Origin of the sequence: Nocardioides sp. YIM 152588 (genome assembly GCF_040191335.1) — a bacterium.
In the GTDB taxonomy this organism is placed as follows: domain Bacteria; phylum Actinomycetota; class Actinomycetes; order Propionibacteriales; family Nocardioidaceae; genus Nocardioides.
The window spans coordinates 20,654-41,385 of the sequence record NZ_JBEGDJ010000038.1; the positions used below are offsets into that span (position 1 = coordinate 20,654).

Here is a 20,732-nt window from a genome sequence, read left to right on the forward strand (position 1 = left end):
TCAGTGCTGGAAGCCGTAGCTGCCGGACGCCTCGTCCCGGACGACCCGGCCGTGCTCCAGCTCGACCACCCGCTTGCGGAACTGGTCGACGATCCCGTGGTCGTGGGTCGCCATCACCACGGTCGTGCCGGTGGCGTTGATGTCCTCCAGCAGGCGCATGATCCCGACCGAGGTGGTCGGGTCCAGGTTGCCGGTCGGCTCGTCGGCGATCAGGATCATCGGCCGGTTGACGAACGCCCGGGCGACCGCGACGCGCTGCTGCTCGCCGCCGGAGAGCTCGTCGGGCATCCGCTCGGCCTTGTCCTTGAGGCCGACCAGCTCGAGCGTCTCGGGGACGACCTTGTTGATCTCCTTGCGGGACTTGCCGATCACCTGGAGCGCGAACGCGACGTTCTCGGCGACCGTCTTGTTCGGCAGCAGCCGGAAGTCCTGGAAGACGGTGCCCACCTGGCGGCGCAGCCGCGGCACCTTCCACCCGGCCATCCGGTTGATCTCCTTGCCGGCGACGTAGACCCGTCCCGTGGTCGGGCGGACCTCGCGCAGCACGAGGCGCAGGGCGGTCGACTTGCCGGAGCCGGAGGTGCCGACGAGGTAGACGAACTCACCCTTGTCGATGTCGATCGTCACCTGGTCCAGCGCCGGCTTCCCGGGCCCCGCGTACTTCTTCGTGACCTTCTCGAAGCGAATCACCGGTCAGACGGTACGCGACCTGTGGGCGCGGGTGAGAAATCCCAGGTGAAGCGGTGCGTCGGCCGCACTCTAGGGTGGTCCCGTGCCCACGTCCCTGCGGGCGCTGCTGCTGGCAGTGCTGTTCACCCTCGCGCCGGTCGGCGCGGGCGTGCTGCTCGCCGGCGGACCCGCACCGACCGCCGCCCCTCCCCCGGCGTACACCGGCACCGACCTGGACGGCTTCGACACCACCGCCACCGCGATCGCCCGCGCCGGCTTCTGCTCCCGCGTCGTGACCGAGGCGGTCACCGAGGCGCTCGGCGGCGAGGCGGCGAACGCGGGCGTGCACGTCAACGGCGACCGCCTCGCGGTCGCCGGCGAGCGCGACGTCGTGCACGAGTACGGCTGCCGCTTCCGCGGCGCCGGCGCCCGCGCCGAGGCGTGGGTCTTCGCGCCGCCCGTCACCACGGCGCGGGCGCGGGAGCTGACGAAGGGCCCGGCGGAGAGCCTCGCGGAGGGGACGGCGGGCGAGGGCTGCCGCCGGCTGGACGACGCACCGGCGTTCGGCGCCCCGGGAGGCGCGGTGCTGTGCCCGGACGGGAAGCCGTCGCTCACCTACGCCGGGCTGATCGGCGACGCCTGGCTGACCTGCCGCCTCACCCTCCCCGCCGGTACGCCGGTGGCCGAGCTGCGCACGCGCGCCGGCCGGTGGTGCGTGGCGGTCGTCAGGGCGGCCGCCGTCGCCTGAGGGCTGGGCCGGGGGCGGGTCGTGTGCCTCAGGCTGCATGGGCCGGGGGCGCGTCGTGTGCCTCAGGCTGCCCGTGCGTCACACCGGACAGGCACTTCGTTCACTTGTCGGGGGTTGCAATGCCTGTCAAGCGACGGAATCACCGGTCGACCGGTGATTCCGACCGCCGGCTCCGACCGCCGCCGCCGACCCACCACGCTCAGTGACAGACGCGCTCGCGGCACCCGCGCGGGAGCACCACCCGTCCGTCGCGCACCGCGGCGTCGAAGTGGTGGATGTCGGAGAGCCCGTAGGTCCAGCGCAGCCCGTGGCGGGACATCAGCGCGACCACCGGGTGGCTGCGGGAGCGCCACGCGACGCGCGGGTGGGAGTGGCTCAGCCACCACCGGTTCGGGAAGACGCCCTGGGGCGAGCGGTAGGGGTTCTCCCAGGTGTTGACGTCGAGCGCGCGGCCGTAGGCGTGCGGGGACCGGACGCCGGGCCGGCCGACCACCTCGCGGCAGTTGAACGCGGAGGTGTTGCCGGCGGCCATCGAGGCGTAGTCGTCGGCGCCGCGGAGCTTCGCCGACCAGCCGAACCGGTCGACGCGGTACATCGAGCGGATCGGCAGCTCGCGCCGGTACATCTCGGCCAGCGCGCCGGACATCTGGCCGACGGCCCCGGCGGCCGCGACGACCTCGCCGCGGTGGCGGTAGCCGTCGTAGCCCCAGTAGTTGATCCGCAGCAGCCGCAGCCCGGCCCGGCCGACCGGGCAGCCGCGGTGCCAGCTGCGCCCCTTCATCTGGCGCCACACCTTGTTCGGGATGGTGCTGATCACCGCGTTCGCGCCGGAGCCGACCGCGCGGCGCTGCGGCGGCAGCTTCCGGCGCGGCGCCGGGGCGTTGGCCGGCAGGGAGACCGGCGTGCCGGGCGGCACGTTGTCCAGCCGGTGCGCCGCGCTGCGGGCGCGCTCGACCCACGGCTGCGCCGGCGCCACCGCCCGCCACCGGCTGTCCTCGCGCGGACCGACCTTGAAGGAGACCTCCCCGTCGGCCCCGGTACGCCGGGTCGCGGTGGTGTGCCACCGGCCGTCGCGGCGGCGCTGCAGGGAGACCTCGCCGGGGACCGGCTTCGACCCGGTGCGCCAGCGCGCGGTGAGCCGGACCGTGGTCTCGTCGACGATCTTCGCGGGCCCGGTCAGCCGCAGCCGGCTCGACCGGCGCCGCAGCGGCACCTGGTAGGTGGCCGAGGTCGCGGCGTGCGTCTCGTCGCCGTCGTACCGGGCCCGGACGCGGTTGTCGGCGGGGTCGCGGGCCAGCGTGAGCTCGGCGACGGCGGTCCCGGACTCGTCGGTGACCAGGTCGGCCAGGTGCTCCCAGGCGTCGCCGTTGCGCCGTTCGAGCACGATCGCGGCGCCGGGCAGGGGCGCGGAGGCGTCGCCGAGGCTCACCGTGACGGGCGTCTGGTTCCCCTCGACCGCCGCCGGGGCCTCGATGGTCAGCGAGGTGGGCTCGGTCGGCTCGGCCGCGCCGGCGCCCGGCGCCAGCGCGACGCCGAGGGAGGCGAGGAGCAGCAGGACGCTGCCGAGGATCCCGATCCGCTGCACGACAGCCGGCTCAGCCCGAGAGAGCGCGGCGATCAGCTGGCGTCCGCCTGCTCGGCCCCGCGCCGCCAGCGGATGCCGGCCTCGAGGAACCCGTCGAGGTCACCGTCGAAGACCGCCTGCGGGTTGCCGGTCTCGAAGCCGGTGCGTAGGTCCTTGACGATCTGGTACGGGTTGAGCACGTAGTTGCGCATCTGGTCGCCCCAGCTCGCGGCGACGTCGCCCTTGAGGTCCTTCTTGAGCGCCGCCTCCTCGGCCTTCTTCTTGGCGAGCAGCTTGGCCTTGAGCACGATCATCGCCGCCGCCTTGTTCTGCAGCTGGCTCTTCTCGTTCTGGCACGACACGACGATCCCGGTGGGGATGTGGGTCAGCCGGACGGCGGAGTCGGTGGTGTTGACCGACTGGCCGCCGGGGCCGCCCGAGCGGAACACGTCGGTGCGGATGTCGTTCTCGTCGACCTCGATCTCGTCGGTCTGCTCGAGCTGCGGCACGACCTCGACCGCGGCGAACGACGTCTGCCGGCGGCCCTGGTTGTCGAAGGGGCTGATCCGGACGAGTCGGTGGGTGCCGACCTCGACCGACAGGGTGCCGTAGGCGTACGGCGCGTGGATCGCGAACTCGGCGGACTTGATGCCCGCCTCCTCCGCATAGGAGATGTCGAAGACCTCGACGGGGTACTTGTTGCGCTCGGCCCAGCGGGTGTACATCCGCATCAGCGTCTCGGCGAAGTCCGCCGCGTCGACGCCACCGGCGCCGGAGCGGATGGTCACGATCGCCTCGCGCTCGTCGTACTCGCCGGAGAGCAGGGTGCGGACCTCGAGCGCCTCGACGTCCTTCTTGATCCGGGTGAGCTCGGACTCGGCCTCGGCGAGGGTGTCGGCGTCGCCCTCCTCGGCGGCGAGCTCGGCGAGCACGTCGAGGTCGTCGATCCGGCCCTGCAGGTTGCGGAACCGCTCGAGCTGGCCCTGCAGCGCGGAGAGGCGCCCGGTCACCTTGGTCGCGTTCGCCTGGTCGTCCCACAGGTCGGGCGCGGCCACCTGCTGCTCGAGGTCGGCGATGTCCGCCTCCATCTTCGTCAGGTCCAGGACCTGCTCGATGGTGTGCATCGTCGCAGTCAGCTGCTTGATCTCGGCGTCGAAGTCGGGGCCTGCCACAAGGAGCAACACTACGTGGCCGCGGGTCGGACTGGCGAAACCCTGCCGTCACTCGCGGTCCGCGGCCCCGGGCGGGACCCGCGCGGGGGTCAGCGCCGGCCGAAGACCTGCGCGACCCACCAGATGCCCTGGTGGTCCTGGGCGGCACCGACGCCGATCAGCCGGAACGTCGGCCGCAGCACGTTGGCGCGGTGGTCGGGCGACCCCATCCATCCGCGCACGGCGCCCCGGGCGTCGACGTACCCCATCGCCAGGTTCTCCCCCACGCTCCACAGCCCGCACTCGTCCAGGATCGGGTCGAGCGGCTGGTGCTCGAGCCGGTGGATCCGCGCGAGCCTCCGCGCCTGCCGCTGCGCGAACCGGTCCAGGCACGCCTGGCGGCGCAGCCGTGCCCGGTCGTGGCGGGCGCGCGTCCGGTTGGTCACCTTGACCACGGAGCGCTCGAAGTGGACCTTGCTCTGCCCCTGCGCCGCGGCGACGGCGGTCGGCTGCAGCAGCGTGGTGCCCCCGCCGAAGACCACGGTCAGCAGCAGTACGGCGACGGCGAGCGGCGCCGCGAGGGCGGAGCGCGCCGACGGCGAGTGCCACCAACGCACACCCCGCGGATCGTCCTCCCGAGTGAACTCTCCTGGCGTCATGCACCAGTGATCGGCCGGGTGAGCCGGGACGCGAGTCACTTGCTGGAACGATTCAGGTAAAGGTTTCCGAGGGCCGCGCCGACGCCGGGGCGGCGCTACCGAGTTTCGGGGGTAAGCACCCTTACGTCGCCCGGCGTACGCCCTGCGTTCGCATGATGGCGGACCGGCTCAGCGCGGAGCCGCGCCCTGCCCTGCTCCCGAGGCGTCCTCTCGGGTGAGTCGTGCTCAGGAGGAGCCGATGCGCATCCCTCGTTCCCTGGTCGGCGCGGCCTCGGCCGTCGCGCTGCTGGCCGGGCTGCCGGCGACGCCCGCGGCCGCCGCCCCGCTCGTCCCGGCCACGGCCACCGTGCTGGCGCCGGGCGTCTCGGCGTACTGGGAGATGGACGAGGAGGCCGGGTCCACGCTGATGCACGACAGCGGGCCGAACGGGCTGAACGCGCCGATCGACCCGACCGGCGTCGACAGCGGGTTCACCTTCGACGGCGCGACCGGCTACCACTGGGAGCGGCGCCCACCCGCGCAGCCGCCGGTCGAGCCGGAGCGCGTCATCCAGGTGCCCGACAACGCCGCCATCGAGCCCGGCGACGGCCCGTTCACGATCGAGATGCGCTACCGGACCGCCGAGAACTTCGGGAACATCACGCAGAAGGGCCAGGCGAACACCACTGGCGGCCAGTGGAAGATCCAGGCGCCGCAGGGCATCCCCTCCTGCCTGTTCAAGGGTTCCAACGACCGGGTCGCGACCGGCGCGAAGACCGCGCTGAACGACGAGCGGTGGCACAACCTCACCTGCGTGCTGACCGACGAGGGCGTGACGATGTACGTCGACGGGGAGTTCCGCAACCGCAAGCGGGGCTTCACCGGCACCATCGACAACAGCTTCCCGATGACCATCGGCGGCAAGATCGACTGCGACCAGGACCGGGTCACCTGCGACTACTTCTCCGGTGACATCGACTTCATCAAGATCACCCAGGCCGAGAACCTGGAGCCGACCGCGGCGTTCGACTCCTCCTGCTTCGGCGAGGTCTGCACCTTCGACTCCTCGGCCTCGGCCGACCCCGACGGCAGCCTGACGGGCTACGCGTGGGACTTCGGCGATGGCACCACCTCGACGCTGGCCAACCCGACCCACACCTACGCCGCCGCCGGCACCTACTCGGTGCAGCTCGTCGTCACCGACAACCAGGCGGCCAGCAGCGGCCAGGCCGCGACGGTGGTCACCGAGGACGCCGAGCCGGTCGACAGCACGATCCAGTTCGTCGCCGCGATCACCGCGGCCGCCAACCGCGACAGCGCGACGGTGACCGTGCCGCTGACCGCGACCGAGGGCGACCGGATGCTCCTCGTGCTCGGCTACAACAACCTCAACCGGACCGTGGGCGACCCGGCCGGCTGGACCCGCCTCGGGGCGCTGACCTCCGGGAGCATGGGCTCGGTCGCGTGGACGAGGGTGGTCGGCGCCGACGACCCGGGCCAGGAGGTGTCGGTGCCGTTCAGCGGCAACTCGAAGTTCACCCTGACCCTGGCCGACTACACCGGGACGTCGGCGAGCGCCGCAGTGGCGTTCGCGGGCTCGACCTTCGCTGCCTCAGCGACGACGCGGACCACGCCGGTGGTGACCGCCGCCGCGGGCGACTGGGGCGTCTCCTACTGGGCGGACAAGTCGGGCAGCACCACCGCCTGGACCGCGTCGGACGCGGTGACCACCCGCGACGCGGCCTGCGCGGAGAGCGGTGGCCGGGTCTGCAGCCTGCTGGCCGACTCCGCCGGGCCGCTCACCCCCGGCCCCTACGGGAACGTCGAGGCGAGCACCGACGCCCCCTCCGACCAGGCGACGATGTGGACCTTCGTGCTGAAGCCCTCGACCGCGGCCCCGCCGGCCAACGTGGCGCCGACGGCGGCGTTCTCGGCCAGCTGCCCGGAGCTGGAGTGCGCCTTCGACTCCACTTCCTCGAGCGACCCCGACGGCAGCATCGCCGACTACGACTGGGACTTCGGCGACGGCGCCACGTCCACCGAGGCGTCCCCGGTGCACGCCTACGCGGCGGAGGGCTCGTACGACGTCACGCTGACCGTCACCGACGACGACGGCGACACCGGGTCGGTGACCGAGACGATCACGGTCCCGGAGCCCCCGGCGGCCGACCCGCTCGCGTTCGTCGACTCCGTCGCGATCGAGGCCAACAACAACGGCCCGAACGTCGACGTACCGGCGACGGCGAGCGTCGGCGACCGGCTGGTGATGGCGCTGAGCATCAACAAGGACGACCGCGAGATCTCCGACCCGACCGGGGTGACGGGGTGGACACTGCTGGACAACGTGGCCGCCTCGGACATGCGCACCGCGATCTGGACGAAGGTGGTCGAGGAGGGCGACCCCGGCACCCGCGTGCAGATCCCGATGGACAGCAACGCCAAGCACACGCTGACGGTCGCGGTCTACTCGGGCGTGGACGCCACCCCGGCGCTCACCTTCGCGGCGACCCCCGACACCGCCAAGCACGTCAACCGGGTCACGCCGGCGGTGCCGGTGCCCGAGGGCGCCTGGGTGGTCTCGTACTGGGCCGACAAGTCCTCCTCGACGACGTCGTGGACGCCGGTCAGCGCGGTGACCGGGCGGGAGATGCTCTGCGGAGACAACAGCGGCCGGATCTGCAGCCTCCTCGCCGACTCCGGCGGGCCGCTGACCGGCGCGCCGTACTCCGGTGCCACCGCCGCCACGGACGACACCTCGGGCAAGGCGACCGCCTGGTCGATCGTGCTGCCGCCGGCGGGCTGAGGCGGGGCGGGGTCTAGCCGATCGAGCCCTCCGGGAAGAACTGCACGACGAGCTGGCTGCCGTACACGCTGGCGTACGTGGAGACCTCGGCCTCCCGCAGCTGCCAGCCGTACGTGTGGCGGCCCTTCGTCACCGGGATCACCTCCAGCTGGGCCTGGCTCTGGTCGAAGAGGCCGTCGACGTCGCCGCCGTCCAGGTAGTGGGTGCGGCCGGCGATCGCGCCGTCGACGGTGAACCGCCCGTTCATGAAGGTGTCCGTGTCGCCGGCGCTGACCGAGGTCACCCCGTGGAGCACCACGTAGCCGTCCGCCGGAGCCGTCAGCTCGACCGTCGCCACGGAGGTGTACGGGTTGGCGAGACCGACGATCGGGCCGGCCGGGCTGGCCGCGACGCGACCCCGGCCGAGCGAACGGAGCTTGATGTCCTTCGCGGCGAGCGAGCGGTTCTTCACCTTCTTCGACGTGACCGCCCCGGCGGCCAGGTCGACGGTCTTCACCTGGCCGTTCCTGATCTGCGGGGAGGACACCGAGTTCTTCGCCAGCCCGGCCGCGACGGCCGCGCCGCCGCCCCCGGCGACGGCGACCACGAGGGCCAGGGTCGAGACGACGTTGGCGTAGGTGAGCCGGCGGCGCGGGCGGGGCCGGTCGGTGCTGGCGGTGGCGGGCATGGGTCCTCCGGTGCGCTCGGGAGCCGGCCCCGGGCTTCCCGGGACCGGGCAACGTGGCCGACCATGCTGGCGAACTCCGCGCGGCGCCGTGGGGGAACGGCGATCTCGCCGCGGCCCGGTCCGGCGGCGCGTCAGCGCGGGGTGACCACGGCCGACGCCGTCGCCCGCACGGTCGGGCGCGCCGGCACGCCGGGCAGGCGCAGCGGCAGGTCGACGGGGGCGGTGAGGGCGACCAGCACCCGGTCCCCCTCCACCCGTACGACGGCGCGCAGGCCGGGGTGCTGCCGGAGGGCGCCGACGTCGCGCAGGTAGGCCTCCACCGCCGCCCGCGCCTCCCCGGGCGAGACCTCGAGGTTCCCCTCGCCCAGCCCGCCCCGGTAGACGGCGTCGCCCTGCGCGCCCAGGTCGGCGCCCCGGAGCGCGGCACCGTCGGCGAGCGAGTCGAGCTCCTGCCGGCGCAGGTAGGCGGCGCTGGCGTCGACCACCACCACGACCAGCAGGAGCACGATCGCGGCGAACGCGATCACCAGCGGCAGCGTCGAGCCCCGCTGGCCGCGGGCCCTCACGGGCCGACCTCCCGGAACTGCCCGATCGGCACCGTGTGCGCGGCGTCGAGCCGGAACCGCGGCGCGCCGCCGCCGAGGACGTCGGGGAAGAGCGGCAGGTCGACCGCGGTGGTCACCCGGACCGTGATCACCGACGTGCCGCTGTGGCAGCGCGTCGGGTACGGCGTGCAGCTGACGCGCAGCGTCGGCTCGGCGTCCACCCCCTGGTCGGCCAGCGCGATCCGGGCCGCCTCGCGGGCCCGCCGCACGCCGGTCGCGTCGTCGGGCGCCAGCGCGTAGGCGCGGGCCGCGGCCCGCGCGGCGCCGCTGGTGCCGAACGCGCCGCGCTGCACGTCGAACGCGGCGACGACGATCCAGGCCAGCGGCAGCAGGAGCAGCAGCGCGATCCAGGTGACCTCCACCAGAGCGCTGCCGCGCTGGCCCACCGCGTGCCTCCGCCGGGGCGGCCTCACGGCAGCGCCTCCTCGCGCACGGCGTGGCCGGAGACGTCGAAGGAGATGGCGGGCCCGCCCAGCCCCAGGGCCGGCACCTCGGCGTGGACCACGATCTCGATCGCCGGCGCCCCGCCGATGGACGCCGGTCGCGGGACGATCCCGGTGACGAACGCCCCTCCGATCGCCTCGTCGACCTGGTCCCACGTCCGGGCCACGCCGTCGGCCGGGCCGTGGTCGGCGGTGGCGGCGTACCGGGCGCCCTCGGAGGCCGCGGCGGCGAGCGTGGCGCGCACGTGCAGCACCAGCGCCAGCTGGACCAGCCCGAGGAGGATCGGCACCAGCACCACGACGGCCAGCACGAAGTCGACCGCCGCGCTCCCCCGCTCGCCGCGGCGGGAGGAGGGTGTCATCGCACCGGTCTCACTGGACCGGGCTCACTGGACCGAGCTCAACGCGGACTGCAGCATCTGCGTGAGCTGGGGCTTCGCGATCTGGAACAGCGCCACGCCGACGCCGATCGTCATCACGGTGATCAGCACCCAGCCCGGCACGTCTCCGCGCTGGTCGCGGCGACGGAGCTGCCTGAGGCGGGCGCGGAGGCTGGCGCCGAGGCGGGTGTGGAGCGGGAGCGACTCCATGGTGGTTCCTTCCTGTGGGTGGTGAGGTCCTGTTCGGGAGACGGGTCGGGGTCAGGGTGCGGTCAGGGAGAGGCCCACGAAGCCGGGCCAGAACGCGAACAGGACGGTGACCGGGAGGATCAGGAACACCACCGGCACCATCATCGCGATCTCCTTGCGGGAGGCCTGCTCGATCAGCTCGCGGCGACCGGCCTCCCGGACGTCGGCGGCCTGGGCGTGCAGCACGTCCGCCAGCGGCGTACCGCGCTCGACGGCGACCGCGACGCCGTGGGCGAAGCGGGCGACGACGGGCACCCCGGTGCGCGCGGCGAGCCGGTCGAACGACTCCGCCACCGGTTCGCCGATCCGGATCTCGGCCAGCACGCCGCCCAGCTCGCGGCCGAGCTCGCCGCGGCTGCGCCGGACGACGCGGTCCAGCGCCGCGACGGGTCCCTCCCCCGCGGCGACGGCCAGCGCGAGCAGCTCGGCGACGGTCGGGAACTCGGCGACGATGGACCGCTCGCGGCGGCGCACCAGCGCGCTCAGCCGCTGGTCGCGCAGCATCACGCCGCCGACGAACGCAGCGCCGCAGAGCAGCACCGCGGGCAGCGGGTTGGCCGGCCGGGCCCAGGTCGTGACCACCGCGAGGCCGGCGGTCGCGGCGAAGCCGACCAGGCCCCACACCACCTGCTGCACCCGGAAGTCGTGGACGGTCAGCTCGAGGCCGGCGCGGTCGAGCCGGCGGGCGACGGAGGCGGCGCCGCCGAGCGTCCGGTCGACCAGGTCGGCCGCGGCGCGCAGGACCGGGGCGACCGCGGACGCGAGCGTCGAGGGCCCGGGCGCCCCGGGCGCGACCGCGCCCTCGGGCAGCAGGTCGCGCAGGTACGGCAGCACCCGGGCCTCCAGCGGCGGGCGGCGCAGCGCCCGCACCCGCGCCCCGACCAGGAGCAGGCCGGCCGCCCCCAGCGCGCCGACCAGGCCGCCCGCGACGGCGCCGCTCATGCGAGCACCCGCCGCTCGTCCGGCAGGCGACCGACCCGCACCATCAGCCGGTAGGCGACCAGGCAGGCCGCGGCGCCGACCAGCAGCACGACCGCGCCGCCGGGCGTCCGGTACCGGGCCATCACCTCCGGCTGCGTGCCCATCATCAGCAGCACCAGCCACGGGGCCGCGACGGCGACGCGGGCGCCGTTGACCGCCCACGACTGCCGCGCCTCGAGCTCGGAGCGGGTGCGGATGTCGTCGCGCAGGTAGCCCGACAGGTTCCGCAGCAGCCGCCCGAGCTCGCCGCCACCGACCTCGCGCGCGATCCGCAGCGCCTCGACGACGCGGTCGCCGACCGGGTCGGCGAGCCGCACCTTGAGCCGGTCCAGGCAGTCGCCGAACCGGCCCGTCACCTGGTAGTCCAGCGCGAACCCCTCGAACGCGGCCCGCAGCGGAGCGGGCCCGCGCACCGCGAGGGCGGCGACGGCGTCGGGCAGCGACATCCCGGCCCGTACGGCGGAGGCCAGATCGTCCACGGCGTCGGGCCACACGTGGGCGAACTCCCGGCGGCGGCGCCGGGCGCGGCCGGCGAGCACCCCGACCGGGAGGTAGCCGGCTGCCGGACCAAGCACGAGCGCGAGCACTGGCGTACCGGTGAGAGCGAGCCCCAGCACCGCCCCGGCCAGCGCCGATCCGGCGCACAGCGCCACCAGGGCGCGGTCGGAGAGCCGACCCAGCCCGGCCTCGGCGAGCAGCGCGGCCAGGCGTCCCGACCGGCCCCGGCGCGGGGCGGGCGGCCAGGCGAAGGCGGACCACACCAGCAGGCAGCCCACCCCCACGCCGAGTCCGACCACCGCGCCCATCGCTGCCGCCTCAGCCCGCGCCGTTCAGCAGCGCGCCGGGGTCGATGCCGACCCGGCGGTACTGCTCCAGCCGCGGCGGCATCCCGAGGCCACGGACGAGGCGGCCGCGCCGGGTCTCGAAGATCGGCTCGGTCTCGATCACGTCCCCCTCGATCCGGCCCGGCACCGCGACGATCTCGTTGACCCGCCGCGCGCCACCGGGGTCGACGCCGAGGTGCACCACGAGGTCCACCGACGCCGCCACGGTCGGCACCACGAACCGGGCGGAGATGTTCTCCCCGGCCAGCAGCGGCAGCGTGCAGGCCTTGGTCAGCGCCTCGCGGGCGCTGTTGGCGTGGATGGTGCACATCCCGGGCAGACCCGAGTTCAGGGCGAGCAGCAGGTCGAGGCACTCCTCGGCGCGCACCTCGCCGACGATGACGCGCGAGGGCCGCATCCGCAGCGCCTCCTTGACCAGGTCGCGCAGCCGGATCTCGCCGGTCCCCTCCAGCCCCTCCTGCCGGGTCTGCATCGCCACCCAGTCCGGGTGCGGGAAGCGGATCTCGAAGACCTCCTCGGCCGAGACCACCCGCTCCGAGCCGGGTATCGCCGCGGCCAGGCAGTTGAGCATGGTCGTCTTCCCGGCCTGCGTGCCGCCGGCGACCAGGATGTTCAGCCCCGCCCGCACCGACGCCTCCAGGAAGCGCGCCGCCTCCGGCGGCAGGCTGCCCAGCTCGACCAGGTCCGACAGCCGCGAGGCCCGCACCACGAACTTGCGGATGTTCACCGCCGAGAAGCCGCGGCTGATCCCCTTCAGCACGACGTGCAGCCGGTGGCCGTCGGGCAGCATCGCGTCCACGAACGGCCGGGACAGGTCGATCCGGCGACCGGTGGTCTTGAGCATCCGCTCCACCAGCTCGGCCACCTGCTCCTCGGACAGCACCACGTTGGTCAGCTCGTGCCGACCGCGCCGGGCCACGAAGACCCGATCCGGGTCGTTGATCCAGACCTCCTCCACCGCCGGGTCGTCCAGCAGCGGCTGCAACGGCCCGAACCCCGCCACCCGCGCGACCAGCTCACCGACCACCGCGTCCGGGTCGGCGACCGCGACCACCACCCCGGTCAGGCTCCGCTCGTCGTGCTCGCGCACCAGCGCGACGGCCAGGCGGCGTACCGCCTCGGGCTCGCGCTGCGGGTCGATCCCCTCCGCCCGCACGGCGGCGCGCAGCGCAGCGTCGAGCCGGCCGACGACGTCGTCCGGCGAGTGCGCATCCTGGAGCAAGGCCACGTCAACCCCCATGCTGACCTGGTGGATGCCGCAAACTACGGCACCCGCCGGGAGCGCGCGACCGCTTCCTCCCGCGCCTGTGGAAATTTGACCGACCGCCGCGCGTCGGCCGCCCCGGCGGGCGCGTGAGGCGGGTCGTGTGCCCAGGAACCCCCTATCCCGATGTGTGAAGGCTCAGGACCCGCGCCTGCGCCCGACCCGACCGGGGTCGTGTGCCCAGGAACCCCCTATCCCGATGCCTCAGGCACACGACCCCGACCCGAGCCCGAGCCCGATCCGACCCGAGCCCGATCCGACCCGAGCCGAGCAGGCCCGATCCGACGCGCCGACAGCACCGCGTTCCGCCCACGGGCGGCGCGATCCCCGGCAGACTGCGGGCACTTCACCCGGGCACCTCACCGTCGGGAGGCACGACCATCGACCACGAGCAGACCGATCCGGCCACCACAGCCCTCGCGGGGTTCCTCACCTCGCTCTGGGCGATGAAGACCATCACCCGCTACAACCACACCGTCGGCGCCACGGGCCCGATGACCCTGGCCGAGCTCGCGGACCTGGTCGACCGGGCCGACCCGGCGCCGGCGGTCCGCGACGCCTCCGAGTTCGCGCACCAGATCGATGCGACCGGTCTGGACCGCTACCTCGAGGCGCTCGACCCGGAGAGCCGCTCGCTGACCGACCTCGGGACCGAGGAACTGATCGACCACCTCAGCCGCCTGGTCCCCGACCCGGCGGTCGCGCTGTCGATGGTCGACCTGCTCGTCCCCGAGCCGGCGGTGGAGTACCTCCGCGCGCGCATCGACACCCGCGGCTGGACGCCCAGCCCCGACCGGCTCAGCGCGGGCCGCCTGTTCGTCCTCGACTGGATCGACCTGGTGCACGGCGGCGCCGTCGAGGACGGCTGGCACGAGCTCGAGCGCGACTGACCAGGGCCGGACGCGGAACGACATCGCCCCGGTGGACCGCCGACCGACGCCCCACCGGGGCGGCTCGACCCGTCAGGGCCCGGCCCAGGCGATCACCTGGATCGGTCCGGGGTTGTTCGACTCCTTGTTGCCGCCGTTGAGCACCACGAACTGCGCCCTGCCGCCCACGGTCACGGCCTCGACGTCGTTCGCGTCGCCGCCTGCCGACGGGACGACGTGGGCCTGCCACCCGCCGGCGGCCGTGCGCACGTAGATCACGTCGTCGGGGTTGCCGGAGCCGGAGGACGAGCCCACCTGCCCGTAGACGTCGAGCCTCCCGTCGCCGTTGACGTCACCGACCGCGACCGACCACGCCTTGGCACCCGAGATCGTCCCGATCCGGACCGTGCTGGTGCTGACCCCGCCGGCCGTGCCCGCCCGGTAGGCGAAGCCGCTGCCGTCGGAGTAGACGAGGTCCGGGATGCCGTCGCCGGTCAGGTCCGCCACGGTGGCCGCGTTGAAGAACGGCAGCGTGACCTGCCGGGAGCGGCTCATCTCGGCGAACCCGGTGCCGGTGTTGCGCATCAGGTAGGGACGCTTGCCGGCGAAGGCCTGGCCGAGCAGGTCCGGACGCCCGTCGCGGTTGTAGTCCCAGGCCAGCGCGAGGCGGTTGCCGACGTTGTTCTGGCTGACGTTCCACTCCGGCCCGTCGCGGAAGCCCAGCCAGGTGCCGGCCGCGTTCTCGCCCCGGTTGATCAGGACCCTCGACTGCTCGTTGTAGGGATGGTCCGGCTCGGCGTTGCACGGGTCGCTGGAGGAGCTGCGCTCGCGCTGCGCCGAGAGGAAGAGGTCCGTCCAGCCGTCGTCGTTCAGGTCGAACGTCACCACGTGCCGCCCCCGGGTGCACGCCTCCCCCGCCCCGGACGCCGTCGCCCGGTCGACGAACGACCCGGGTGAGATCTGCAGGAACAGCTCGTTGTTGATCGCCTCCGTCTTCACCCGGTTGCTGCGGTAACGCCCGGCGGCGCAGTAGAGGTCCTGCAGGCCGTTGCCGTCGAAGTCGGCCCACGCACACGCGTGCCGGTCGACCAGCCCGCCCTGCGGGGACGGCCGCGGCATGACCGTGGTGGCCGGGTTCGAGGTGACGGCGACCCGGGTGAAGGTGCCGTCGCCGTTGTTGCGGCGCACCTCGCCCGCGTTCCGCATGTGCAGCGACATCGAGAAGTCCATGTCGCCGTCGTTGTCGTAGTCGGCCGTCGTGACGTCCCAGGACGGTGTCGAGGGCCAGGTGATGCCGGCCGCGGTTGCGCGGTCGACCAGGTCGGGCGACGCGGGGGCAATCGAGACCCGCGCGCCCCCGATCGTGGAGATTCCGGCCGTGTGGCCCGACGCCCCTTGCGCCGGAAGGGCCACCACGGCCACGATGGCGGCGCACGCCGCCAGATGCCTCGTATTCATGCTCGCCAACTCCGCTATGAGTGGCGGCCCCAACCCCTTGATCACAGGGGACGGCGCGGAGCGCCGCCCGTCGAGAGGCGTTCGTCCCACCGTGTGCGGGCCGATCGGCCCGCACACGGAACGCCCCCACCGGGCCTCGGCCCGGGCGAGTGCCCGGGCCGAGGCCCAGGCTCACTGGAGCGTGAACGCGTACAGCTTGTCGTTCGCCGTCCCACCGAGGTTCGTGTAGCCCGAGCCCCAGAAGACGGTGCCGTGGGAGATCGCCGCGCCGGAGAGGCAGGAGCCCCCGCTGGCGAACGACCACAGCACCTCGCCCGTGGCCGCGTCGAGGGCGTACATGTGCCCGTCCGCGTCAAGGGCGCAGCCGAAGACCACGCCGTTCGCCGTGGTCACCGGTCCGGACGCGCCGCCGCCGGACGGCGGAGCGGTCTGCCACAGCACGAGGCCGGTCGACGCGTCCAACCCGGACCAGACGCCGTCGCTGGTGCTGCTGCCGTCGGGAAGGATCCACTCGGCCGCGTTGCTGTTGGCGTTGGCGGTGTAGACCCGCCGGCCGTCCACCGCGGACCCCCACTGCAGGCCGCCGGCGGTGCCACCCGGGCCGGCCTGGGTGACCCAGACGACCTCGCCGGTGTCGGGGTCGAGCGCCCAGTACTGGCCGCTCTTCTGGCCGGCGCCGACCAGCTCGCGCCCGGCACCGTTGCCGTCCACGGCCTTGAACAGCGCGGGCGCCTGGCCGAAGTCGTAGTCGGGACCGGCCGGCTCCGGGCAGTTGTCCCCGTCCCCGAAGAACGGGATGCAGTCCACCGTCCAGGCGTCGTACGGCAGCGCCCTGGTCACCCACTTGATCCCGCCGGTCCGCATGTTCAGCGACATGATCGAGTCGAAGTGGTTGTCGGCCGGCAGGCAGGCCTGGATGGCGTCGGGGTCGTCGCCCGCGGCCGTCACGCAGTCCAGCGTCTCCTCGGGGACGTCGTAGTTGTTGCCGGTGGCGATGTAGACCGAGCCGCGCTTGACGTCGATCGCGGGCGAGCTGCCCCACACCGCGTTGCCCGGGAAGCCCTCCGGAGCCGTGGAGGTCTGCCACAGGACCTCACCGGTGGCCAGGTCGAGCGCGCTCATGCTGCCGCGGAACGAGCAGCAGTCGTAGCCGGGGACGAACGCGGCCAGCGCCTCCTCGAGCGAGGCCGTGCCGACGTAGACGACGCCGTCGAAGACCGTGGCGGACTGGGTGATGATCGCGGCCGGGTGGCTGTCCAGCTGGGTGCTCCAGACCAGGTCGCCGGTGTCCTTGTCGATGGCGAGCATCTTGCCGCCGCCGCCGAGGGGCCCGCCCTGCGTGCCGAGGACCAGCAGGTCGCCGGCGATCGCGGGCGTGGCCCGCGCCTTGTCCCCCGCGACGCCGGTGTAGTCGGCGATCGTCGCGGACCAGTCGACCTCGCCGGTGCGGCGGTCGGCGGCGTACAGGTTGCCGGCCCAGTCGGGTGCGTAGACCCGCTCACCGTCCACCGCGGGGGTCGCGGAGACGTCGCCGCCGGTGGTCAGCACCCAGGAGACCGCCAGGTCGCCGACGGTCGACGGCGAGATCTTGGACTCGGTCTTCTGGTACCGGGTGTTCTGCCGATCGCCGCCGGCCGAGGACCACCCGCTGCCGCCGGGCGGGGCGGCTCCGGCGGCGGCCTGCCCGGCGATGATCAGGGAACTTGCCGCGATCGCGGCCAGGAGCATCTTCTGCGCGCGCTTCCACCTCGTCAGAGCCATCGTTGCCTCCTGTCCCCGCGCTGGGGCGGGCCGCCCGGAGTCGCGCGAGGTTGACTCATCAACCTAGCGAAATGTGACGTCCGTCACATCCTGTGAATCCGGTACGACGCCGCCGCGGCACCCCGGGCCCGACACCCGCGACCCCGCGTAGGGTGAGCAACGGCGAGGCCGGAGGTATCAACCGGCCCCGCCCACGCTCCATCAGGTGTGAACACGATCTGTGGCAGCCCGACCGCGCGGGGCGCGAAGGAGGCGTCGGTGGACGACCCCGAGTCCGTCGCCGCGCTCGTGGAGGGCGCACGCCGGGGCGATCCCCGGGCGTGGGACCAGCTGGTCGAACGCTTCCTTCCGCTCGTGCGGGCGCTGATCGCCCGCTACCGGCTGCCCGGCGCCGAGGCCGACGACGTCAACCAGACGGTCTGGCTGCGCCTCGTCGAGCACCTCGACGACCTGCGCGAGCCACGCGCGCTCCCCGGCTGGCTCTCCACGACCACCCGGAACGAGTGTGCCCGCGCCCACGAGCGCGCCGGGCGCACCATCCCCGTCGACCCCCAGGTGGACGGCAAGCTCGACAGCCCCGCGGAGGACCGCGACCTGGCCGAGGGCCTGATCGCGCTGGAGCGGCAGCAGGCCCTGCGCGCCGCGCTGGCCGAGCTGCCCGCCGACCGCCGGCAGCTGCTCGAGCTGCTGCTGGAGGACCCCCCTCCGGCGTACCAGGAGATCAGCAGCCGACTCGGCATCCCGATCGGCAGCATCGGACCCACCCGGGCGCGGGCTCTCCGCCAGCTGCGAGGAACCCGGGCCGTGCGGAGGCTCCTCGACGAGCCCCCGGAGGAGAGGAGTTGAGCGCCATGAGCGACATGACGAGGTGGGACGACGACGACGAGCTCGTGGCCGCGCTCCGCGAGGCCCGCGCCGGCGCGGTCACCGACGCCGACCGCGAGGCCGCACGCGCCGCGTTCGCGTGGCGCACCATCGACGAGGAGCTGCTGCAGCTCTCGCACGACTCCGCGCTCGAGGAGGCGGTGCTGGTCCGCGGCGACGGCGAGGACGCCCCGCGGGTGCTCGGCTTCGAGGGCGCCGACTTCAGCCTGGAGCTGGAGGTCGACGGCGACACCCTGATCGGCCAGGTGGTGCCCGGCCGGCGGTGCGAGGTCGCGGTGGTCACCCCCGGCGGGGCCACCCGCAGCAGCACCGACGCCTCCGGTCTCTTCTCCCTGGCCGCGCCCGACCGGCGGCCGATCCGGATCACCGTCTCCGACGCCGGCCGCACCGTGTCGACGGAGTGGCTCACCCTCTGACGCGGCGGTCGGGCCGGACCGGCCCGACGGCTACAGGACCGGCCCCACGCCGCGGATCGCGTTCGCCCGGGCCTCCCCCAGCAGCTCCTCGGCGGCCAGCCGCGCGCTGACCCCCGACCGGCTCATCCGGGCCGCGATCAGCCCCGCCACCAGCGGGGTCGCGAACGAGGTTCCGCTCCACTGCGCGATCCCCCTGAACGACCGGCGCCGCTCGTCGAGCGGCAGGGTGTCGAACGGCGGCTCGTGGGCGAAGTAGTCCCCGACGGGGAAGGCGTTGACGTGGTCGTCGCCCAGCGCGTAGACGTCCACCCAGCTGCCGAAGTTCGAGTACGCCGCGCGCCGGCCCTCCGCGTCGATCGCCCCCACCCCGATCGCCCACGGGAACGCCGCCGGCCAGAACGGCGCCCGGGTGTCGTCGTTGCCGGCGGCCGCCACCAGCACGGTCCCGCCGACCTGGCTGAGGAAGTTGCTCCAGAAGACCTCGAAGCTGAGCAGCGGGCGGTCGCCGCGGGTGCTCGCCCCCGCCGAGAGGCTGATGACGTCCGGCCCCAGCGCCAGGGCCTCGCACAGCTGCACCACCATGTCGGACTCGTACGCCGCCCCGCCCCGCGGCAGGAAGCCCTCGACGCGGACCTCCGCCGACGGCGCCTGGCAGCGCACCACGCCGGCGATGAACGTGCCGTGGCCGCCGTAGGGGTGGATGTCGGCCGGGTTGATCACCTCCGGGTCACCGGTCACCCCCGCCAGCCACGGGCTGAGCGGGCTGGCCGCGGCGTCGGCGTACCAGCCGGTGTCGACGACGGAGACGAACGCGCCCGCGCCGTCGGTGGTGACCGTGTTGACCGCCGGCAGCGGCGTCGTGTCGGGCGGCTCGAGCGGCTCGGTCGCCGGGCAGAGCGAGCGGCCGGTACGGGAGACGTAGAGGACGTGGTCGGGCGTGGCCACACCCGGCCCCAGCCGGCGGTCGAGCTGGTCGAGCACCTCGGGGATCTCGTCGTCGGTCTCGACGACCACCCGGGTGACCCCGTTGACCAGGCTGGCGTCCACGTCGCCGCGGCCGTCGAGCGCGTCGAGGACGCGCTGCAGGTCCGCGTCGCGGACCAGGATCCGCCGCCGCCGGTAGAGGTAGAGCCAGTCGGCGGGGTCGTCCCCCTCGATGGCCACGCCGACGTCCTCCAGCGCCTCGAGGACGATCTTGAGTTGGACGCGCGTGCGTTCGCGCCGCTCCTCCTCGGACCGCTTGCGGTACCTGTCTCCGGACTGCTCCATGCCCGCTCCGATCGGGTTGTGGTGCCGGTCGTGGCAACCGTAGCGGGAACGCGACGTGCGGTTAAGTGGTCCACGATGGACACCTCGGGAGACGCCTCCGGCGCGACCGGCGCCGCGCCCGCGCCCGCGCCGGACGACCTGCCCGCGCTCGCGCTCTCCCGGCCCGCCGAGGCGCTGCGCAGCGCGCGGGCACTGGCGGCCTCGACGACCGAGCCCCTCGCGCTCTCCTACGCCCACCAGGCCGCGGGCATCGTGCTGCGCGACACCGGCGAGACCGAGGACGCGCTGGTCGAGCTGCGCGCCGCGCTGGCCGCTGCGCGGGCCACCCGCGACGCCGACCGGGTCGCCGACGTACGGGCCACGCTGGGCACGGCCCTGGTCGTCGCCGGGCGCACCCGGACCGGCCTGCGCCAGCTCGAGACCGCGGCCCGCGACGCCCGCGGCCCGGTCCGGGCCCGCGTCCTGATGCGGCGCGCCGCCCTGCTCTCGATGCTCGGCCGCCACCCGGAGGCGCTGGCCGACATGCGCCGGGCGCTGGCCGGGATCCGCGAGGCCGGCGACGAGCTGTGGGAGGCCCGGGCGCTCAACAACCGCGCCGGCATCCACCTCGAGCAGGGGTCGCTGACCCGCGCCGAGCGCGACCTCGACGCGGCCGAGCGGCTCTTCCTCGCCACCGGCCAGGAGCTGGAGTCGGTGCTGGTCGCCCACAACCGCGGGCTCATCGCCTACTACCGCGGCGACCTGCCGACCGCCCTGGCCGTGTACGACGACGCGGCGGCCCGGTTCCGCGCCCTGGACGCGACCTCCGGGGACCTCGCCTTCGACCGCTGCGTGGCGCTGCTCGCGGCGGGCCTCGCCGGCGAGGCGCTCGCCGACGCCGACGCGGCCGTCGCGGACCGCTCGGTCGCGCCGTCGCAGCGCGCCGAGCTGCTGCTGGCGGCCGCGCTCGCCGCCCTGGCCGCGGGATCGACCCCCTGTTCACCGCCGTCGTCGAGGCCGCCGAGGAGGCCGTCCTGAACTCCATGCTCACCGCCCCGACCACCGTCGGCCGGAGCGGCCACACCAGC

22 protein-coding genes are annotated in these 20,732 nt (G+C 74.2%); 7 read left to right on the forward strand and 15 right to left on the reverse strand.

Going from position 1 to position 20,732, the window contains the following annotated elements:
- The gene (ftsE, locus tag ABLM29_RS16270; protein ID WP_349715282.1) at nucleotides 1–690 is read right to left on the reverse strand and encodes a cell division ATP-binding protein FtsE; all 690 of its coding nucleotides are present in this window, start codon (nucleotides 688–690) and stop codon (nucleotides 1–3) included.
- An 82-nt stretch (nucleotides 691–772) separates the two neighbouring features.
- Between ftsE and ABLM29_RS16275 the strand changes: the two genes are divergently transcribed.
- A complete protein-coding gene (locus ABLM29_RS16275; RefSeq protein ID WP_349715283.1) occupies nucleotides 773–1,417 on the forward strand; it encodes a hypothetical protein in 645 nt (214 codons plus the stop codon).
- A gap of 199 nt (nucleotides 1,418–1,616) precedes the next feature.
- On the opposite strand, the gene ABLM29_RS16280 is transcribed toward ABLM29_RS16275, so the two are convergent.
- The 3 genes from ABLM29_RS16280 to ABLM29_RS16290 form a co-directional block, all read right to left on the reverse strand.
- Nucleotides 1,617–3,002, reverse strand: coding sequence for a M15 family metallopeptidase (locus ABLM29_RS16280; protein ID WP_349715284.1), 1,386 nt, complete (start codon nucleotides 3,000–3,002; stop codon nucleotides 1,617–1,619).
- Between the two features lie 32 nt (nucleotides 3,003–3,034).
- Nucleotides 3,035–4,153: a peptide chain release factor 2 gene (gene prfB, locus ABLM29_RS16285; RefSeq protein WP_349715286.1), complete on the reverse strand. Its 1,119-nt coding sequence runs from the start codon at nucleotides 4,151–4,153 to the stop codon at nucleotides 3,035–3,037.
- Between the two features lie 89 nt (nucleotides 4,154–4,242).
- The gene (locus tag ABLM29_RS16290; RefSeq protein WP_349715287.1) at nucleotides 4,243–4,749 is read right to left on the reverse strand and encodes a CAP domain-containing protein; all 507 of its coding nucleotides are present in this window, start codon (nucleotides 4,747–4,749) and stop codon (nucleotides 4,243–4,245) included.
- A 280-nt stretch (nucleotides 4,750–5,029) separates the two neighbouring features.
- Between ABLM29_RS16290 and ABLM29_RS16295 the strand changes: the two genes are divergently transcribed.
- A complete protein-coding gene (locus ABLM29_RS16295; RefSeq protein WP_349715288.1) occupies nucleotides 5,030–7,573 on the forward strand; it encodes a PKD domain-containing protein in 2,544 nt (847 codons plus the stop codon).
- Between the two features lie 13 nt (nucleotides 7,574–7,586).
- Here the strand turns inward: ABLM29_RS16295 and ABLM29_RS16300 are convergent, their stop codons facing one another.
- The 8 genes from ABLM29_RS16300 to ABLM29_RS16335 all read right to left on the reverse strand — a co-directional run bounded on the left by ABLM29_RS16300 (nucleotide 7,587) and on the right by ABLM29_RS16335 (nucleotide 12,971).
- A complete protein-coding gene (locus ABLM29_RS16300; RefSeq protein ID WP_349715289.1) occupies nucleotides 7,587–8,240 on the reverse strand; it encodes a hypothetical protein in 654 nt (217 codons plus the stop codon).
- 131 nt (nucleotides 8,241–8,371) lie between these two features.
- Entirely contained in the window at nucleotides 8,372–8,806 is a 435-nt protein-coding gene (locus ABLM29_RS16305; protein ID WP_349715290.1) for a pilus assembly protein TadG-related protein, read from the reverse strand.
- On the reverse strand, nucleotides 8,803–9,258 hold the full coding sequence (locus ABLM29_RS16310; protein ID WP_349715292.1) for a hypothetical protein: 456 nt from the start codon (nucleotides 9,256–9,258) through the stop codon (nucleotides 8,803–8,805). The genes ABLM29_RS16305 and ABLM29_RS16310 overlap by 4 nt, the downstream gene beginning before the upstream one ends.
- The gene (locus ABLM29_RS16315) at nucleotides 9,255–9,650 is read right to left on the reverse strand and encodes a TadE family protein (protein WP_349715294.1); all 396 of its coding nucleotides are present in this window, start codon (nucleotides 9,648–9,650) and stop codon (nucleotides 9,255–9,257) included. Before ABLM29_RS16315 ends, ABLM29_RS16310 begins: the two co-directional genes overlap by 4 nt.
- A gap of 24 nt (nucleotides 9,651–9,674) precedes the next feature.
- A complete protein-coding gene (locus ABLM29_RS16320) occupies nucleotides 9,675–9,878 on the reverse strand; it encodes a hypothetical protein (RefSeq protein WP_349715296.1) in 204 nt (67 codons plus the stop codon).
- 51 nt (nucleotides 9,879–9,929) lie between these two features.
- Entirely contained in the window at nucleotides 9,930–10,859 is a 930-nt protein-coding gene (locus ABLM29_RS16325) for a type II secretion system F family protein (RefSeq protein WP_349715298.1), read from the reverse strand.
- Nucleotides 10,856–11,704: a type II secretion system F family protein gene (locus ABLM29_RS16330; protein WP_349715300.1), complete on the reverse strand. Its 849-nt coding sequence runs from the start codon at nucleotides 11,702–11,704 to the stop codon at nucleotides 10,856–10,858. Before ABLM29_RS16330 ends, ABLM29_RS16325 begins: the two co-directional genes overlap by 4 nt.
- 10 nt (nucleotides 11,705–11,714) lie before the next feature.
- Entirely contained in the window at nucleotides 11,715–12,971 is a 1,257-nt protein-coding gene (locus ABLM29_RS16335; protein WP_349715302.1) for a TadA family conjugal transfer-associated ATPase, read from the reverse strand.
- 482 nt (nucleotides 12,972–13,453) lie between these two features.
- On the opposite strand from ABLM29_RS16335, the gene ABLM29_RS16340 reads away from it, so the two are divergent.
- Nucleotides 13,454–13,897, forward strand: a complete 444-nt coding sequence (locus tag ABLM29_RS16340; RefSeq protein ID WP_349715303.1) for a hypothetical protein — start codon at nucleotides 13,454–13,456, stop codon at nucleotides 13,895–13,897.
- A gap of 72 nt (nucleotides 13,898–13,969) precedes the next feature.
- Here the strand turns inward: ABLM29_RS16340 and ABLM29_RS16345 are convergent, their stop codons facing one another.
- Together ABLM29_RS16345 and ABLM29_RS16350 are read right to left on the reverse strand one after the other, a co-directional pair.
- Nucleotides 13,970–15,289: an FG-GAP repeat domain-containing protein gene (locus ABLM29_RS16345; protein ID WP_349715304.1), complete on the reverse strand. Its 1,320-nt coding sequence runs from the start codon at nucleotides 15,287–15,289 to the stop codon at nucleotides 13,970–13,972.
- Between the two features lie 216 nt (nucleotides 15,290–15,505).
- Nucleotides 15,506–17,095 (reverse strand): outer membrane protein assembly factor BamB family protein, encoded by a 1,590-nt coding sequence (locus ABLM29_RS16350; RefSeq protein WP_349715305.1) that lies wholly within the window; start codon nucleotides 17,093–17,095, stop codon nucleotides 15,506–15,508.
- A gap of 258 nt (nucleotides 17,096–17,353) precedes the next feature.
- On the opposite strand from ABLM29_RS16350, the gene ABLM29_RS16355 reads away from it, so the two are divergent.
- Nucleotides 17,354–17,941 carry an RNA polymerase sigma factor gene (locus ABLM29_RS16355; RefSeq protein WP_349715306.1) on the forward strand — a complete coding sequence of 196 codons (588 nt, stop codon included), beginning with the start codon at nucleotides 17,354–17,356 and terminating at the stop codon, nucleotides 17,939–17,941.
- A gap of 5 nt (nucleotides 17,942–17,946) precedes the next feature.
- Complete coding sequence (locus ABLM29_RS16360) at nucleotides 17,947–18,396, forward strand: hypothetical protein (protein ID WP_349715307.1); 450 nt, start codon at nucleotides 17,947–17,949, stop codon at nucleotides 18,394–18,396.
- Between the two features lie 30 nt (nucleotides 18,397–18,426).
- Here the strand turns inward: ABLM29_RS16360 and ABLM29_RS16365 are convergent, their stop codons facing one another.
- A complete protein-coding gene (locus ABLM29_RS16365; RefSeq protein WP_349715308.1) occupies nucleotides 18,427–19,665 on the reverse strand; it encodes a S8 family peptidase in 1,239 nt (412 codons plus the stop codon).
- Between the two features lie 75 nt (nucleotides 19,666–19,740).
- Here ABLM29_RS16365 and ABLM29_RS16370 point away from each other — a divergent pair, with 75 nt between their 5' ends.
- Together ABLM29_RS16370 and ABLM29_RS22345 are read left to right on the forward strand one after the other, a co-directional pair.
- Nucleotides 19,741–20,682: a tetratricopeptide repeat protein gene (locus ABLM29_RS16370; RefSeq protein WP_349715309.1), complete on the forward strand. Its 942-nt coding sequence runs from the start codon at nucleotides 19,741–19,743 to the stop codon at nucleotides 20,680–20,682.
- The coding region (locus ABLM29_RS22345; protein ID WP_502889254.1) for a P1 family peptidase at nucleotides 20,640–20,732 on the forward strand (93 nt) is incomplete at its 3' end. The genes ABLM29_RS16370 and ABLM29_RS22345, both read left to right, overlap by 43 nt.